At 40.1% G+C, this 17,574-nt stretch carries 14 protein-coding genes; 2 read left to right on the forward strand and 12 right to left on the reverse strand.

Translation table 11 applies throughout. From position 1 onward, the window contains the following. Positions 1–74: 74 nt before the first annotated feature. The 11 genes from R8495_RS10430 to R8495_RS10480 all read right to left on the reverse strand — a co-directional run bounded on the left by R8495_RS10430 (position 75) and on the right by R8495_RS10480 (position 14,111). The gene (locus R8495_RS10430) at positions 75–359 is read right to left on the reverse strand and encodes a hypothetical protein (RefSeq protein WP_317635393.1); all 285 of its coding nucleotides are present in this window, start codon (positions 357–359) and stop codon (positions 75–77) included. A gap of 51 nt (positions 360–410) precedes the next feature. Next, the gene (locus R8495_RS10435) at positions 411–1,304 is read right to left on the reverse strand and encodes an Rpn family recombination-promoting nuclease/putative transposase (RefSeq protein ID WP_317635394.1); all 894 of its coding nucleotides are present in this window, start codon (positions 1,302–1,304) and stop codon (positions 411–413) included. Between the two features lie 125 nt (positions 1,305–1,429). Continuing rightward, positions 1,430–2,839 (reverse strand): hypothetical protein, encoded by a 1,410-nt coding sequence (locus tag R8495_RS10440; protein ID WP_317635395.1) that lies wholly within the window; start codon positions 2,837–2,839, stop codon positions 1,430–1,432. Positions 2,840–2,877: 38 nt separating this feature from the next. Beyond that, positions 2,878–4,638 (reverse strand): hypothetical protein, encoded by a 1,761-nt coding sequence (locus R8495_RS10445; protein WP_317635396.1) that lies wholly within the window; start codon positions 4,636–4,638, stop codon positions 2,878–2,880. 66 nt (positions 4,639–4,704) lie between these two features. Further along, complete coding sequence (locus R8495_RS10450; RefSeq protein ID WP_317636631.1) at positions 4,705–5,292, reverse strand: DUF3324 domain-containing protein; 588 nt, start codon at positions 5,290–5,292, stop codon at positions 4,705–4,707. Beyond that, positions 5,268–5,861, reverse strand: coding sequence for a WxL protein peptidoglycan domain-containing protein (locus R8495_RS10455; RefSeq protein ID WP_317635397.1), 594 nt, complete (start codon positions 5,859–5,861; stop codon positions 5,268–5,270). The genes R8495_RS10450 and R8495_RS10455 overlap by 25 nt, the downstream gene beginning before the upstream one ends. Before the next feature lie 165 nt (positions 5,862–6,026). Beyond that, positions 6,027–8,147, reverse strand: a complete 2,121-nt coding sequence (locus R8495_RS10460) for a BspA family leucine-rich repeat surface protein (protein WP_317635398.1) — start codon at positions 8,145–8,147, stop codon at positions 6,027–6,029. A gap of 32 nt (positions 8,148–8,179) precedes the next feature. Continuing rightward, on the reverse strand, positions 8,180–10,306 hold the full coding sequence (locus R8495_RS10465) for a BspA family leucine-rich repeat surface protein (protein ID WP_317635399.1): 2,127 nt from the start codon (positions 10,304–10,306) through the stop codon (positions 8,180–8,182). Positions 10,307–10,506: 200 nt separating this feature from the next. Next, positions 10,507–11,346: a WxL domain-containing protein gene (locus R8495_RS10470; RefSeq protein WP_317635400.1), complete on the reverse strand. Its 840-nt coding sequence runs from the start codon at positions 11,344–11,346 to the stop codon at positions 10,507–10,509. Between the two features lie 139 nt (positions 11,347–11,485). After that, positions 11,486–11,887, reverse strand: a complete 402-nt coding sequence (locus tag R8495_RS10475; RefSeq protein WP_317635401.1) for an LPXTG cell wall anchor domain-containing protein — start codon at positions 11,885–11,887, stop codon at positions 11,486–11,488. 100 nt (positions 11,888–11,987) lie between these two features. Next, positions 11,988–14,111: a glycosyl hydrolase family 65 domain-containing protein gene (locus R8495_RS10480; RefSeq protein WP_317635402.1), complete on the reverse strand. Its 2,124-nt coding sequence runs from the start codon at positions 14,109–14,111 to the stop codon at positions 11,988–11,990. A 157-nt stretch (positions 14,112–14,268) separates the two neighbouring features. Between R8495_RS10480 and R8495_RS10485 the strand changes: the two genes are divergently transcribed. Together R8495_RS10485 and R8495_RS10490 are read left to right on the forward strand one after the other, a co-directional pair. After that, on the forward strand, positions 14,269–14,703 hold the full coding sequence (locus R8495_RS10485) for a hypothetical protein (RefSeq protein ID WP_317635403.1): 435 nt from the start codon (positions 14,269–14,271) through the stop codon (positions 14,701–14,703). An 85-nt stretch (positions 14,704–14,788) separates the two neighbouring features. After that, entirely contained in the window at positions 14,789–15,475 is a 687-nt protein-coding gene (locus R8495_RS10490) for a class A sortase (protein WP_317635404.1), read from the forward strand. Between the two features lie 133 nt (positions 15,476–15,608). Here R8495_RS10490 and R8495_RS10495 read toward each other — a convergent pair whose 3' ends face one another. After that, positions 15,609–17,567 carry a BspA family leucine-rich repeat surface protein gene (locus R8495_RS10495; protein ID WP_317635405.1) on the reverse strand — a complete coding sequence of 653 codons (1,959 nt, stop codon included), beginning with the start codon at positions 17,565–17,567 and terminating at the stop codon, positions 15,609–15,611. Positions 17,568–17,574 lie beyond the last annotated feature (7 nt).

Consider the following 17,574-nt stretch of genomic DNA (forward strand, 5'->3'; position numbering starts at 1 on the left):
AGTCCGCTGGTCATTCAATCTCACTTTCAAAAAAAGCACCCCCAAAAGGGTGCACAAGCTCAGAGACATGGGAATCATCTCAACTTTTCAATCTCCGAAATACTCAAGTCCGTAATCTCGCTGATGTCCTCCAGGTCGTAGCCTTTCGACAACATCTTGCGGGCCTTCTCTCGCATTCGCTCCTCGAACTTCTTGCGTTCTTCCGCCTGAGTTTCTGCTTGAGTGTCTGATTTCACTTCTTTCAACTCAACCTCGAACTTCTTGCGTTCCTCCGCCTGAGTTTCTGCTCGAGTATTCAACTTAACACGTGCTATAAAAGTATCAGAATCAGCACGCCTCTTCTCTATGTCAATTAACACTGCTCGCTCCTCCTATTCCAAAAACGAGCAGCTTATCGCTGCCCGCAATTCTTATCTCAACTTTTCAATCTCTGAAACACTCAAGTCCGTGATCTCGCTGATATCCTCCAGGTCATAGCCTTTTGCCAGCATTTTGCGGGCTCGTTCTTGATTTTTTCTTTTAGATTCAACCTCGAACTTCTTGCGTTCCTCCGCTTGAGTCTCTGCTCGAGTATTCAACTTAACGCGTGCTATAAAAGTATCAGAATCCGCACGCCTCTTCTCTATGTCAATTAACACTGCTCGCTCCTCCTTCTTTAAGTTCACATACTCGGAAACTTTCTGCGCATCCACAATGTACTTCGGCGCTTCCTTACTCAATTCCCTCGCTAGAAAATACAAAAACCAATCCCTTAACAACTCACTTAATTTGTCCAGTGGCTTGTGTAATTCCAAAAATATGATCATCGAGTCTTCTTGTCCCCGAGAGTCCAACAACTTCTCTCCCGTCTCATCACACCGATACCTAAACGTGTGGATCGGCAGATCATCGTCAAAATAATTCTCATACAAAATTATGATCTGATACACTGGTCTCAAAGAACTGTACTTGTCCTTTTCAATCGTGATGTTTTTCTTCGACGAGTAGTTGTCGGCATATTTCTTGGCAAAATAATATAAATTTCTCTCCGCTAATTGTAACTCTTTTGCCACCTGTAATTCAATAATTACTCCCGTTCCGTCTTGTAATTTGGCATAAATATCTACGGCTGTGTATTCCAGGCGCTCGTTTGTCTTGAATTCCTCCAAGTTATTGAAGTTGTATGGGTGGTCGATATGAATATCTGTAACAACGAGTCCTGTAAAATCTTCAATTAAATGAATCAAAATGTGAGTATTTTCGGCATCAGTGAACGTCTTCTTAAACACCAGATCGTTCGACGGCGTAATAAATCTTCTTGTCATAAGTTCTCCTTCAGTTTTATTCCGGCGAAATCAAGTTCTCTTGTGAGCATTCCTCCTTCCTCACTTAAATCCCGCCTATCTATAAATTACGCAAAAATAACAAAAAAAGCGCAATTAAATTGCACTCATTCGCTAAAATAATTATTCAACATATCGTTTGTAACATCAGAAAAGATGTTGCCCGTAAAATCACTCGGCGAATACTGCGAAATCGACTTATAGGTGATTGCGCCGTCGTTCTTTAAATCGTAGTTCATAACGTCGATGCGATTAATCTGATTATTGGTCGTGTACGTGTAAGTGATCACGCCGGTGTAATTGCCGCCGGTGTTGTTTGAGGTCAGAGTGAAAAGCTTCGTCTGACTCTGATTGAGCGGCGTCGGCCAATGCTTGATCAAAAGCGCCAACACACGGTGCTGAACTTCCGTACTCGCCGTCGACTGCAAAGTGCTCGTTGTCGGCGCTGAACTTGAGGCGGCAGACGACGAACTAGTGCTCGCAGCTGAATCCGGCTGCTTGACCGTCGTGGTCGGCGGAGCTGGATCGGGAATCTCGCGCGCCTTAGCAAAAGTCTCAAAATTGCCAGTCTTCGCCTCTTTCAAAGCTGCCTTTTGCATCTTGCCCGTGTCGTCTTGATAAATCAGCGAATACTTCTGATCCTTAAACTCGATCTCCCAGGTGAACCGCAGCTTCTTTGGAATCGGCTCACCGTCAACGTAACGCTTAAGCTCGGTCACGACTTGCGACTTCTTCGTCGACGTCGTGTAAAAAGTCGTCTGAATCACCTCGTCAGGCGTCAACTTGTAGCGAATCGAAGTGTTCTTGATCGTCGTCTCAATGCCGCCATTCGAAACGTTCAGCACATTTTGATTCTGCTTCGACTTTTCATCGACTTGATCCCACAAAGCGTTGTCCTCGTAACGATTGTTGTTCTTCAGATAAATCCCGACCTCTATCTTCGGCTGATCCGCAGACTTCTGTATCGCACCTTGTAAATAGAGATTCTTAATCTCTAAAGGAAAAGTCACCGGCTGAAAAGGCGTCTGCTTAAGAAGCTTTTGCTGGTCAGAGAAAACTTGAACCGCAATGTGATCGGTCGGCAGCTTCACTCCGTACACAAGACCTGAAATCGTGTCCTTGCCCGTGCTCAGATCAACGTACTTGTCGTTCGTTTTAAAATTTAGCACCCCGTGATTGCTGATAATCATCAAATTATCTTTCACCGAGATGGGTTCTTTGGCTTGCGCACCGGAAAAAGCAATTTTGACCTTGCGCGCACCAGATTTGGCAGGCTCGCTGCCATCAGCCACAACAGTAACCTTTAAATGATTAAAGTCTGCTAATTTTGCCTCTTTGCCACCAAGCGTTAACGCAGGCGCACTGAAAGGATTCCAAAACGCATAAATCACTACCAAAATCCCGAAAATCAGCAACGGAACATAAACTTTGGGGCTAAGTGGATTCTGCGCTAAATCTTTTGAGCGCTTTTTGGATGGCTTGGAATTATTCTCACGGCGATAATGATGCCTGTTCATTTCATTCGAATCCAAATTCAACAACACTTTCTAAAAGATTACTTTTTAAAATCAGGTAACTTTTTATAGTTATCACTCTTGATATCTTTATAAATATTTAACGTGTAAGCCTTGGGCACCTCAAAGCCGGAATTCAACGGATAAACATTCAGTCGACCGTTGCGGTAAAGAATAAATTTCATCAAATTATTATCTTTGCCCTCATTGAAATACGTAATTAAGCCGGTCGTCTGCTCTCCGTTTGGCGAATCATAAAAGATCGTATTAAAGTGCGGCAGATTCTCATCAGTCGGCGTATAGTTAAGCTGGTCAATAAATTTCTGCAAAATCCGGCGCCGAATATCGCTTGCCACCGCAGGGTTTGAAGTTAATCCCGCTTGCTTGATCTGCGGCTTGTCATTAATCTTGGAGAAAGCCTCTACGTCGCGCGGCCTAATCTCTTCAAAAAGGAAAACCTGAGTCTTGAGATTCTCATTTGCTCCTGGCAAAAAGAAGTACAGCCGATCATTCTTCAAACGAATCTCGTGCCGATAGTCGTTCAAATCTTCCGGCACCTGACCCGATTGATACTTGAGACGCGTAATTGGCTCCTTGCCCTTCTTATAGCTAGAAAGGTACTGCGTCTCGACAAACGATTGCGGATTGGTCAAATAACGAATACTGCCGTCGTCCGACGTGCCCTGAACAATCGTGCCCGTAACCGCACCATGCTCCCACTTCTTCACATTATTCGTATCGGCGTACTTAACAGATTCGGTCTCAATCGTCTCCTCATAAGTCCGATCGTTCAAGAAATAAATCGACAAAGTCTTGCCAGGACTCTTGACGTCGCTTCGATACTTTACCTTCCAAGCAGTCCCGGCCAAATCAAATGGAAAAGTCAGCTTAGTAGTCGAGCTTTGATACAAAATATTCTTCTGATCGCTCATAATCCGCACCGAAAAATTATTCTCAAACTTCTCCAAACCCGAAACTTCGCCCGTCAATTTGTATTCGTGCTTGCTGAATTCCACTTGCTTCTCGTCAGTCTTGAACTCGACTGGCTTACCATCAGCAAGAACCACCAGATTCTGCACCGGAATCGATTTCTGATATGAACCGTTAAAAGTCAGCGTCAATTTCTTCGGCGTGTTAAGTGCCGTCTTCTGATCCACGCCCCTAACGAATTTCACCTTGGTGTCCTGCAGCTCACTGACATCCACTTCTTTACCGCCAAGCGATGCTCCTTGGAAAAATCTAAAAGCAAAAATTGCCAGCAAAACCAGCAATAAAGCAAAAATCACAGTAACAATAAAGCGTGCAACCTTGTGCTTCTTCTTAGGAACTTCTTCAAAACTGACATTTGTTATATCATCAACGGGACCTTCATCAGCAGAATAATTCTCAGTTGGCGTACTAAAATTCTGCGCATTTGAATTTCTCTTGCTAGCCGCTGCTTCTTGAATTCGATCAGCTCGAGCAACATGCCCCGTCTGTGAAGGCGTGTTCTGAATTGCCTTTGGCGGAGTCGGACTTTCAATCTTCGGCACCACGGGAGCCTCTTGCGGCGGCTCGGGCTGTGCTACGTGATTCTTTGGACTGTTATTACCTCGACGTGGAAAAGAATGCTCACTAACTGGAGGCTCTTCTATTTCCGGCACCTGAGGCGACTGTTCAGCGTCAGGCACATATTTAGGAATTGCTTCACCTCGATCATTGAACATGATCTTGCCCGACTTCCATTCTTTAAGCGAGAAGAGACAGAAGGGGCAGGCAGAACTTTCCTTGGGAATTATCTTTCCACAATTAGGACATTCCATTATTCATTTCCCTCTCTTTAAGAAAAAACCTGAATTCAGCGTCAGCTAAACTCAGGAAATCCATTGTTAAACAGAATTTTTCTTTTTAGTGCGCCGAGCTAAATACCAAACTGCTAAGATCAAAAGAAGTACTCCAAGAACTCCCAAAGTAATCCAAAGCCAAGTGTAATTTGGTTTAATGCCCATCTGGCGATTTAACTGAGCTGATTGAGCGCTCGTAATGGTAAAATCTTTCTCCATCTTAAAATCATACTTCTTAGACACAGGGGTAGTATCTTTACCTGGTGCACGACCATCAACTTTAATCTTAGCTGTAAGATGATAAGTTCCTGCGTCCATCCTCGAATTCCCCCACTTAACTGGATAATTCCAAATTGAATTGGGCGCCATTTGGTTTCCTTCAGTATCAGAAGTTGCCTCTACTTTATTACTACCCTTCTTTGTAATCACGACATTGGTTCTGAAATTAGAGATCAGCCCCGGCTTGGTGTTGTGAATATTAACATTGACGTTACCTTCTGTATCACGCCCAATAAATTTAACCTTAGGAACTACATTACCAAGTTTCAAAGCTTGTTTAGCGCTGGTTTCATCATAAACTGTTGAATTAATATTAAAGATAACTGGAATTACATAAGCAAATTTATTAATGATTGAGGTTTGCTTCTTTTTTGCTTTTCAGTTGGATCGAAAGCAAAAACATTGAAACCACCCATTACCGTTCCTTTGTAATCACCTTCAGGAATTTTCGCTACTAAAGAAACCGCAACTTGTCCCTGGTTAGTTTCTGCACCTGGCACCTTAACATTAACATCATTGTTTTTAAATAAAGATCTGAAATTAACTTTTTGACTGGAATCCATTTGTGGTTTTACCACATCATAAGCTAATCCGCCAGTTATATTAGTTGACGCCGTATAAGCGGAAATCTTAAAAGTTCGTGGTGTTTTGGACTTATTAGTAATTAAAATTGTTGCCTGCACCTCGGAACCCGGTTTAACATTGTTAAACCATAAATTATCAGGATGAGCGTCCTTATCAGCTCCCGCAGACGCATTCTGTTCAAAATATGGTTCAACAACAAAATCAGCTGATGTTGGATTGGCAGCATTAACCACAGCTTGATTAAACGGTGCGCTCAAAGCAGCACCTGTTGTCACTAGGAGCATTAAGATCGATATGATCATTTTTTTGAATTTATTATTTGCTTGTATTTTTAACAACACAAAGACCTCCGAATTTTTAACTTCCCATATCATAGCACAGGAAAAAATGAAGGAGAATTAATAATGGAAAAAAAAAGTTTGATTCTTTGGAAGATTTTAACTATGAACAAAAAACACTCATCAGTTTAACGAACTAAACAGATGAGCATCGAATAAGCAATCTTAAGAGTTTTTCAATTTGACGTTAATCGTAATGACTTGATTCTCACTTCCATCAACTGTAATTGTTGTTGGCGGTGTCCCAATTATTTCGTACCCACGTGGAACTCGATAACGTGGAGTAATAACGTCATCAAGATATCCCATGTATTTCTGGGTTCCGACCACTTCATTGCCAGAAACGTATTGAACCATAACAGTTTGTTCAACATAATCGTAATATATGTCAACTGTGCTATCTGATATCTCACCATCAACAGTTTGAGCAGGAACACTATCTTGCGTTGCTGCACAACCTAAAACTTTTGGGACATCATATTGGTCCCATTGTGCTTTAGACCATTCACCATATGTCTTTGAGCCATCAGCGTTAGTTGTCACCAACCGCTGAACTTTAGCAGTTTGCTTAATACTCTTTAATGAATCATCAGCATAGTGAAGATTAATCGTGCGAGTTACTTCTTTAGTTTCAATCGAATCATCTGGTTTTGAATCCCATTCATATGTAGTGACCTGATTGCGATATAAAGTCATCATTTCTTTAGCAGAATACTTGGTTCCTTGCTGATAACCACTAGTAGCAACCCAATTGGAAGAAGCAACAACTCGATCGGTTCCTGGAATTTTAGCTCCTGGTTCGGGAACAGAAAGTTGTTTAGAAGGATATTGGGATGGATCATAACCAACGAAAATAAAGCTAGAACCTAAGACCAAATGCTTCAATTTATTTACTTTAAAAAACACCGAATAATTAAACATTTGTGCTCTTCCATTGATGGTAAAATTCCTAATATCAAGTGACTCCAAATTAGTACAATTTCCAAACATTTCACCTGTAGTAACTACTCTTGAGGTATCAAAATTACTCAAATTTAATTCTTTTAGGGAAGAGCACTTGCTAAACATCGAAGCCATATTTCCTGAATTAGATGTATCAAAACTGCTGACGTCAATCTTCGACAAATTAGAGCATCCATTAAACATCGATTCCATGACTCTTACTTCAGAGGTTGAAAAATTTCTCAAATCTAGCTCGGTCAATGAACTACACATTGCAAACATTGAACCCATATTAGTAACTTTAGAGGTGTTTAAGTTTTTCAAGTTTAAATTAACTAAACTACTACATATAGCAAATAACCCAGACATATTTGTTACTTTAGATGTATCAAAACTTGTGATATCTAAATTTCTCAGTCTTGTACAATTATAAAACATGGAAATCATATTAGTAACATTGGAGGTATCAAAACTATTAAGATTTAAATCTGTCAAGTAGGAACAATGTGAAAACATATAACTCATATCTGTGACTTTGGATGTATTGAAATTTTTAAGATCGATAGTTGTTTGATATATATTGCCGCAACCATAAAACATATAACTCATATCGGTTACTTTAGAAGTATCGAAACTGCTAACGTCTAAATTTACTACACCACCGCAGCCGTAAAACATGCCAGACATATTTTGAACATTTGAAGTGTTAAACCTACTAATGTTTAATGAATGCAAGTAATTCATTGCCTTAAACATATTACTCATGTCAACCACTCGTGATGTATCAAAAGATCGCAAGTCTAAGCTCGATAACCAGTAACAACCTATAAACATTGAACTCATGTCAGTAACACGGGACGTGTCAAAAGAACTTAAATCTAAATTATTCAACGAATAACAACGTGCAAACATATTACTCATATTGGTTACTTTAGAAGTGTTCAAATTATTTAAGCCTTCAATTTGCGTTAACTGCCGAAGTTCTGCAAACAACGAAGACGAATCACTTGCAGCAACTACTCCTGGGTCAAATTGAATTTTATTTAGCTTATTATAATCGGTACTAAAGCCTATATTTCTAATTCCGCCAGTTCCTAGCTTTCCAGCATGAAAACGCAAGATGTACTGACCGTTACTTTGGACGTACTCCCACTTACTTGTTCCCCATACTCCGCTATTAATAATGGTCTCACTTCGAGTCCCGAGAGTACTTGCAGATTTTTGAACGCTATTGAGCGAATCTACTGATGAATCAGCCTTTACTTCTTGACTAGCTAATCCTAAGCCACAGCCCAATATTAAGGGTGCACTTAAAATCACTAATCTACTTCTATCTTTTTTCAAATTATATCTCCTGAGTTCAGCTTCCTTTGATTCTAATTTTTTTGCAATTTGACGTTAATCGTAATGACTTGATTCTCACTTCCGTCAACTGTAATAGTTGTTGGCGGTGTTCCAATTATTTCATAACCACGTGGAACCCGATAACGGACATTAATCACATCGCCCAGGTAACCCATATATTTCTGAGTTCCAACGGTTCTGCCATCTGCTGAATATTGAATCTCAACCGTAGTTTGGACGTAATCATAGTAAATATCAATCGTACTATCTGCAGTACTACCATCAACAGTTTGAGTTTGAACACTGTCTTGCGTTGCTGCACAACCTAAAACCTTTGGCACATCATATTGGTCCCATTGTGCTTTAGACCATTCGCTATATGTCTTTGAGCCATCAGCGTTAATTGTAACTGTCCGTTGTATTTTAGCAGTTTGCTTAATACTGTTTACAATGTTATCTACTTGATGGAGATTGATTGTCCGGGTTACTTCCCTAACTTCAACTGAGATATCTGTATCGCTATCCCAATCATAGGTGGTAATTTGATCTCTAACACCCCACACATTGATACATAAATCGTAAGAGGTATATTTCCAGCCTTGTTGATACCCTTTAGTTGCAACCCAGGTTGAAGTATTAACAATTCTATTAGTTCCAGGTATTTTCGTTCCTTTAGCTGGCACTTCTTTCAAAAGATTCTTGTTATTGAAAGAAAATCCAGGACCTAAAACTAAATGATTTAAGTCGGGTGTATTATCAAACATATTGTCCATTCCATATTGGGTAATCACCTTTGTATATAGATTACTTAAATCCAAACTTCTAAGCGATGAACAGTTTTTAAACATCTCCCACGTTTGTTTCAATTTTGGAGTCTTGAAATTGCTTAAATCAAGGCTGGTCAAAGAAGTACAATCGAAAAACATCTGATTCATCTCAAGAACATTCATTGTATTAAATTTCTGTAAATTCAACTGAGATATCGATTTGCATCCAGAAAACATGCGACTCATCGATTTAACATATAGCGTATTAAAGCTGCTTAAATCTATTTGCTTCAATTTACTACAGTCTTTAAACATACTGTCCATACTAGTTACTCGACGGGTATTAAAACTGCTTAAATCGAGTGAAGCTAAATTAGCACACCCATTAAACATGTTTTCCATGTGACCCGCTCGATCTGTATGGAAATTACTTAAATCGATGTCAGATAAATTCGAGCAATTGCCAAACATATTACTCATGTTAGTTGCTTTCGGAGCACTAAATTTACTTAAATCAAGACTAGCTAAACTTGAACATCCAAAAAACATATTACTCAGGTCAGCAGATTTTGTCTCGCCAAACCCACTTAAATTAATATTAGATAAATTTGTACAACCCGAAAACATATCACTCAAATCATCGGCTTGAGGCACACTAAAACTACTTAGGTCTAAACTAGAGAGATTGGGACAGTTATAAAACATCTTAGAAAAATTAGTTACTTGACTCGTATTAAAATTCTTTAAGGATAAATCAGTTAGTAACAAACTGTCTTTGAACATAGATTCCATATTGGTTACTTTTGACGTATCAAAGCTATCAAGATTAAGATCGTAAAGCGAATTACAACCTTCAAACATTCTACTCATATCCGTTACATTGGAAGTATTCATTTCACTAAAATCAAAACTAAATAACGACGCACATCCCATAAACATCTTTGACATATTTGTAGTATTTGAAGTATCTAAATTTTCTAATCCGTCAATCTCTGTTAACCAGTTTAGATTACAAAATAAATTCGATGAGTCTTCTGGCGCAACAACGCCAGGATCGAACTGTATCTTAGTTATACTACTTACAGAAATAGGATAAGCCGCCATGCTAACAATCGGATCTTTTGGTAAAGTACCAGCATGAAATCTCAAAATATAGTCATTTCCGTTTTGGAAATAATCCCATTTGGTAGTTCCCCAAGTCCCACTTTTCAAGAGCACTGTTGAAAAATTACCAATTGATATTCCCTTGGTATCAACTTTGGGAGCCAAATTCTCTTGGCTTTCCCCCACTACTTTATCCGGAACCGTATCAGCTTTAACTTCACGATTCATCAACGCCAACGGGCACATCAAGCCCGCTACGGAAACACTTAAAATTAATCTTTTGTTCATTTATATCTTCCTTTATCTATTTTACTATCAAATAGTACCATACTTCATAAAAAAGGAAAACCGAACTGAATAAAACTACTAATATTATCATTATATTCAGTTTTATAATATAAATTATTTCGCTTATTCAGTAATATCTGGAAATGATCAAAACACAAAAAAAGACCAACTTTCGTTGATCAAATTCTTTTAATTAGCTATTAAACACTAGCAGTTAAAGTCCAAGTAATTGGAGCTGAGTAAGATCCATCAGCTACTCCTGCCGGAATCTTCAAACTTGCAGTTTGAGCAGTGTGATAAAGAGCTTGAGTCGTTCCAGCACCTGTACCAGCAGCTGCAACCCAAACATCAACTGCAGTACCATTACCAGCAGTACCTGATTCAACTGTAATAGGACTTGCTGTAGGTCCTGAACCTGTTGGAGCAGCATTAGAAGCCACAAAACCAGTAGCAGGTACGAAACTCTGTGTGCCAGTATCTACAACTTTTTGTGCAGCTGCGCCACGGTTTAACTTCAAAACCCAAGCAGATCCAGCACCACCATCAGTTCCATTACCATTTTTAAATTCACCTAATGAAACTTGTAACTTCCAACCACCAATAGGAGTTTTAGCAGCGTTAACGCCACCGCCGTTACCACCGCCGTTACCACTACTTTTACGTGAATCCATTACTTCGAGGAATCCATCCGGGTTATTAGTACTACCATCGTAATCCTGACCAGCTGAACCTGGACCACCTTGAGTATTATCATACAAGTTAGTCGTTCCACCTTCAAATGAACTCATGAAGTTAAGGTTAGGTACCCGGTTTAATTGCAAGAATCCTGTCTTGACAACAACAGATGCAACTGACCAAGCCTTAGCAGTACCAGTACTAGCATTTTGACTGTTCGAAGTGAAAACTGGTAAAGTTTGACCACTATCTGCTGATGTTCCAGCAGAATCATATCCACCAGCTGCAAATACTGATGAAACAGGTGCCATTACGCCAGCTAATACGCCAGCAGTAGCTAATAAAGATTTTTTATTAAAATTCATTGTATTCTCCTCCCAAATGAGAAATATAATATTCGTAAGTACTTACTTACGTTAAACAACTTACATTAAGAATCATATCACTAATCTCAATGTTTAGACTTCAAAAACAAATAATTTTTTTGTTTTTTTTGCCTTTTTACTAAAGAAGATCGTATTTCTTCTTAGTGACTAACAAACCAAAAGATCCGACAATCAATGTTGCTCCAATAATTGGTAGTGCTGTGTTAATACCATCAGAGGTCTGAGGTAAAGTACCAGTGCTAGTATTCTGCACTTGAACTCCTCCCTCGCCTGTTGGCATCTTTGGCACTTCATCTGTCTTGGGCTGGTCATAGTGCTTCGAGTTATCGACTTTAACTAATATCGTAGAGTCATCATTTTTCGTACTATAACTGCCTGTTACATTCTGAGCATCTTTATCATTAAGAAGAGATTTCGCGAAACTACTCTTCGTAACAGTAAAGGCGGTTAAACCAAAAACCAGGGTTCCAGCAACAATGATCTTACGCATTCTAATGGATGCTTTCTTAGTGAAAATCATCGAGTGCCTCCCCTCATTGATTTATTGTCACAAGTAAATTATAACAACCAAAGTTCATTTATTAAACCAGAATTTAATAAACAATTTTTGTTTTTTGAATTTATTTGAGTGGAAATTCAGCTAAAGCCCCGTCAGACAAGGATTCTTCTTTTCCATTAAATAAAATTGTCAAATTTGCGCCCTCTTTAATAGAAATCGTGCAAGAATTCGATTCTACTCTGATTTCTAACGTTCGCCCTTGAAATACCACTGGGACTTGATAACTAAGCAGCTCCTCTGGCAGTTGCGGTTCCAGTGCGAGCATGCCATCCTTAACCGCTAGACCTAAGAGTCCGTGCGTGATCGCAAGGCGTGTCGACGCTGCTTTACTCATCGTAATTGCCTCGAAGTGCTCATTATTGGCTTGTAGCAATTCGATTGACTGCCCAAGTTCTCCTGCCAAAGCAGCAGTCATTGCTGTTAAATTTCGTGAAATTTCAGTTGCGTGCACGAGATATTTCTGATAGAAATTATAATTTTCTTTAATTTCTGCCGTTTTAAATCCCTGTGGTGCATAATAGAACGCCCAGAAAACATCCGGCTGCTCAGCAATTGGCGCACGTCCCAAGCGATCGAGCGTCCACTTCTCTTCAACTGGCTGATCAAAGATCGTAAGCTTCTCGGCTGTCAGATTCAAATCTTTTTGGCTGAATCCGTCGTCCTGCAATTTGATTTTGTCTGATTCAGGCAATTCAATCTTGGCTGCCAAATCCTGCAGCTCAGCGGTCAATTCTTCATCGAACTCCTCAGGAATCGTCGCCAGGATATAATTCAAATCCCACTGGAGCATGTAATTGGTCAGCCAATTATTGTTGACATTGAATTCATATTCGTCTGGTCCAGTGACACTTAAGATCACGTACTTCTGGCGATTCTCGGCGTACTGCGCACGATAATGCCAGAAATTAGCGATCGCAACCAACAATTCTTTTCCCGTGCTTTGAAGCCACGCTTGATCATCTGTAAAGTTCACATATTGTGCGATCGCAAATACCAGTGCTGCGCTGCGATGAACGCTAAATAGCGCCTGTTCACTCGAATTTTCGTGCCCATCAAAGGTCACCTCAGGCAAGAAAGCACCCACTGAGCCAGTCAACTTGGCGTTCTCCATCATAAGCGGCAGCTGCTTAGCTCGCAAGTTTAATAGCTCAAGCGCTGCATCTGATTGACCGGTCTCTAACAAGGCTGGCACAACAAAAGCATCATTTAGCCAACTTTGCGGAGTGAGAACCGCCAAATTCGCCAAAAACCGATAATTATCTGCCCGCACAATTTGTTGGAGCTGATCATTGCCGGTGATCACCAGATCGGTTTTCTCATATTTTTTCGCCCAAGCATCGGCATTGATTGCCAGCAGATCTTCAAAAGCGAAGTTGTCCATCTCATTGCTGCGTGCTGCCAATTGTGCGCTGATTTCGTGATCGGACGAATACTTAAGCGACGTGGCAACAACAACTCGCTTCTCAAAGAAAGTCGACTCAGCTGGCTGGAGCGTGCCTCGAAACCAATTTTCTGCCCGATAATTTGAATATTCAGGATTGACAACTGCCCGCAAGCTCGTCAAATGATGTGCCTCCGCGCCCGCCATAAAGCGTGGCGTGCCAAACTGATTAGCTCGCATGATCATGAGCATCGATCCCATTGACCGCTCAGTTGTCGTCGATAAGATCTCCCACTCTGGGTCGACGGTCGCTTCATTCTGATAAGAATCCAGGCTCGCATGAATCTCAACTTCGCTTGGTCTCGAACCCAAATTTTCCAATTTGACACGTTCAGTCAATAAATCTGGCATCGCAACGCTTAAGAAGCGCTCAAACTGCAGCCGAACTTTTAAATTACTGCGAGTTACTACGAATGAGCGAGTCAAGAGCCCTTGATGCAGATCAAGATCAATTATAAAATCGCTAATCTCGTCTTCCTGCCAATTGATCGGCTGGTCGTTCAAATAAATTTCAATTTTCTTAAGATCGAGAAATCCTGGCTGATAACCTTCATAGCCGCAAGCTGTATCAGCTGCTCGACTGTTCCAAATATTTTGTAATTTCACAAATGTGGGCTGCTCTTCAAAGCTCCCATCAAGCTCCATCACTGAATTAGTAAGCGTTAAAGCTTTTTGATAATCGCCAGTTTCGTCCCATTTATTCGTTATTAAATGCCACGGATCGACTTCAAACAAATTACTCATTTTTACCCTCTCTTGGTCATAATTCTGTCTTTTATTTTACCATGCCTAGATTTTCAACACCGAAAATTTAAATGATCGTACTTTTTCGTTCATTATTTCTTAGAAATTATTGGCTATGATGATTAAGTCAACAAAATTAATAGCGAGGAATTAGAAAATGAACTCATTAAAGAGAATCTTAACCATTACTAGTGCAATTATTACTTTCACTGGCGCAACAACTTTTAGCGCCATTAACGTGTCCGCCGTGAGCAAAATGCCCGTCGTCATTCGCGTTCAGGGTCAAACTTTCTTCATTGATCGACCGCAAGAAGTGAAACGATCCGACGTGGCGACTGGGATTCGGCTGCCTGCCAACTTGAAACCTGGCACGCTCGTTAAAGTGCTCGATGAACAGGAAAGGGAAGTTGCGGTGTTTCAAATAAATGACGACGATGCCCGAGAGCGCATTCTGATTTCCCCGAGATTTGAAGCGGGACAGAGTTATGGCATTCAACTTGCTGGCAATCGGCGCCACTTCAAGGCTGAAAGAATCAAACTGCCCGCTGCCGCCAATTTTCTAAAGGAAGATGAACAAAGCAAACAACGTTAAAATGCAGCGATTAGAAAAAACTTTTTGAATTCTTGCTCGGCGATTAATAATCTCTATGTTAAAATAAGCGCATAGGAGAAACAAATTGATAAAAAAAAGACGTCGCTTAAATTGGGTTATTAATATCCTAATTTTTATAATGCTTATTTTGGGCTTGGTCTTAATCTTTAATGAGCAACTTAAAGTGTACTCAATTGAACAGATGACCAACAATACAATGAAGAAAATAAATCGTGAGCAAATTCAAAAAGCCAAGAATGCGAAGGCTACCTATGATTTTAAGCAGGTGAAAGCTCTCAGCGCCAGCACCGTCACGATGACGATGATCAAAGGTCAAGAAGCGCCGACAATCGGAAAGATGTCGATTCCTTCTGTCGGCTTGAAGCTGCCCGTTCTAAAGGGGCTTGACAATTATAACTTGTCGCTTGGCGCTGGCACGATGAAAGCTGATCAAGAAATGGGCAAGGGCAATTACGCACTGGCGGGTCACTACATGACCAACCAAGGCGTACTATTCTCTCCTCTTAAGAATGTTTCCAACGGTGATTATATCTACCTCACTAACATGAAGCGTGTTTATAAGTACAAGGTGTACTACAAGAAGATTATTAATAAGACAGATGTAAATTGGATTTACGATAGTAAAGGAGAAGTCACCCTGACGCTGATCACTTGTGCCTCCCCAACCGAGGGCGAGGTTGACCGAATTATGGTACGGGCCACCTTCCAAGGCGATGGTCCTTACGATGAACAAAGCGCAAAGCTGTTTTAGAAGTTGTTGACAGATTTTGAAAGTTATTCTAGGATTAATCCATAACAGAAAGTTATTCATATGAGTAAAGATAGACGCTGGCACGTCTATTTTTTTGCTCAAAAAAAAACGCTGAGGTTCAGCGTTTTCGATTTTATTCAGCGTGTGGCTTAACATTTACTTTAATTACTTGATTGTTAGTGCCATCAATGGTAATAGTTGCTGGCGGCGTGCCGATAATATCGTAGCCGCGCGGCGCATGATAACGAGGAATGATTACGTCATCGATAAAGCCCATATATTTCTGTTCTTCAATCATTTGGTCGCCATTGAAGTACTGAACGGCGACGAATCTTTGAACTACATCATAGTAGATGTCAACCGCAATGTCGCTGGTCGATTCGTCGATTGCTTGAGCAGGAATGCTGGTTTGAGTCGCCTCATAACCTGGAAGCACTGGAACATTGTACTGATCCCACTGACTCGTTGACCAAGGACCGTACGTTGTCGTGCCGTCAGCGTTATTGGTAACGATTCTTTGAATCTTAACCGCTTGCTTATCAGCTTTCACCGTGTAATCGGGTTGATGAAGATTGATCGTTCTTGTGATTGTTTTGTACTCAATATTGTTAGTAATCTCGCTATTATCAATTTCAGTATCCCAATCATAAGTAGTCACCTGATCACGACCCGTTAAATTAGCTAACTGAACAGAAGAATATTTGCTGCCCTGGCTGTAGCCACTGGTTGCTACCCAATTTTGCGAAGTCACAACTTTGTTGGTTCCCGGAATTTTAGTTCCTTTTGGTGGGGTTGGTAAAGAACCTGGGTAACCCAAATCAGTTCTAGGACCTAAAACTAAATGATTGAGTTTCCATGTACCAGAAAAAGTTCCCTTCTTTACGGCGTTAGAGGTGTCGAAGTTTCTTAAATCTAAGCTAGTCAAAGATGTACACGAGGAAAACATATAATCCATGTCCCTAACCTTAAAAGTCTTGAAAGAACTAAGATCTAAGCTGCTTAGTGAATTGCATCCATAAAACATTTGATTCATATTTATTACATTCACTGTGTTAAAGTTACTTAAATTAAGTTTAGTCAATGATGAACACCTAGAAAACATACCATTCATACTTGTCACGTTTATAGTATTAAAACTGCTTAAATCCAAATCGCTTAAATACACACACCCTGAAAACATTTCACTAAGTTCAGTCACTCTGGAAGTCTTAAAATTCTTTAAAGACAAATTTTCTAAAGTTGAACATCCAGAAAACATTGCATACATACTTGATACTTTAGCAGTATTAAAACTACTTACATCGATGCTTGACAACAAAGCACATCTGTAAAACATTTTGCTCATACCTCTAACCCTAGCAGTATTAAAGCCAGTAACATCGATACTTGACAACGAAGCACATCCAGAAAACATTCCATACATATCGCGAACTTTACTAGTATTAAAATTACTTACATCAATAATGGACGCATTACCACAATTTTCAAACATGCTAACCATTGATGTAACGTTACTAGTGTCAAAATTACTAACATCAATGTCTACTAACGAACCACAACCATAGAACATCTTTGACATATCAGTGACATTTGTAGTATTAAAATCGCTTAAATCCATATCTGTTAATGAATAACAGCCATTAAACATGCCTGACATATTGTCAACGTTAGTGGTATCAAGGTTATCTAGGCCCACAATCTCCCTTAATCCACTTAACCCACTAAACAGATTTGAAGAATTTTCAGCCGCAACAACGTCTGTATCGAATTCAATTCTGGAAAGTCCGGCCATATAGATACTGCTGTCAATATCCTTAATTGACCCTTCAGGAAGTGTCCCCGCATGAATTTTCAAGACATAATCATTGCCATCTTGAACATACTCCCAATTACTGGTTCCCCAAGTGCCACTTTTGAGCGTGGTTACTTTAAAGTTGCCAATCGAAATTCTATTTAGATCCTGAGGTTTTGCCTCACTGCTAATTGCCTCTGTAGCTGGTGCTACATTGTCTGCTTTAACCTGCTGACTCATCAAAACAAGTGGGCACGTTAATCCCAACAATCCGATTCCAAACGTATTTTTTAAACTCAAGGTAGTA

The sequence above is a fragment of the Xylocopilactobacillus apicola genome (assembly GCF_033095985.1).
Classification (GTDB): Bacteria; Bacillota; Bacilli; order Lactobacillales; family Lactobacillaceae; genus Xylocopilactobacillus; species Xylocopilactobacillus apicola.

What these genes read in the sequence shown, in the direction of transcription:
- R8495_RS10435 (WP_317635394.1), bottom strand. Translation starts at nt 1,304, where the DNA reads ATGACAAGAAGATTTATTACGCCGTCGAACGATCTGGTGTTTAAGAAG.
- R8495_RS10440 (WP_317635395.1), bottom strand. Translation starts at nt 2,839, where the DNA reads ATGAACAGGCATCATTATCGCCGTGAGAATAATTCCAAGCCATCCAAA.
- R8495_RS10445 (WP_317635396.1), bottom strand. Translation starts at nt 4,638, where the DNA reads ATGGAATGTCCTAATTGTGGAAAGATAATTCCCAAGGAAAGTTCTGCC.
- R8495_RS10465 (WP_317635399.1), bottom strand. Translation starts at nt 10,306, where the DNA reads ATGAACAAAAGATTAATTTTAAGTGTTTCCGTAGCGGGCTTGATGTGC.
- R8495_RS10470 (WP_317635400.1), bottom strand. Translation starts at nt 11,346, where the DNA reads ATGAATTTTAATAAAAAATCTTTATTAGCTACTGCTGGCGTATTAGCT.
- R8495_RS10475 (WP_317635401.1), bottom strand. Translation starts at nt 11,887, where the DNA reads ATGATTTTCACTAAGAAAGCATCCATTAGAATGCGTAAGATCATTGTT.
- R8495_RS10480 (WP_317635402.1), bottom strand. Translation starts at nt 14,111, where the DNA reads ATGAGTAATTTGTTTGAAGTCGATCCGTGGCATTTAATAACGAATAAA.
- R8495_RS10485 (WP_317635403.1), top strand. Translation starts at nt 14,269, where the DNA reads ATGAACTCATTAAAGAGAATCTTAACCATTACTAGTGCAATTATTACT.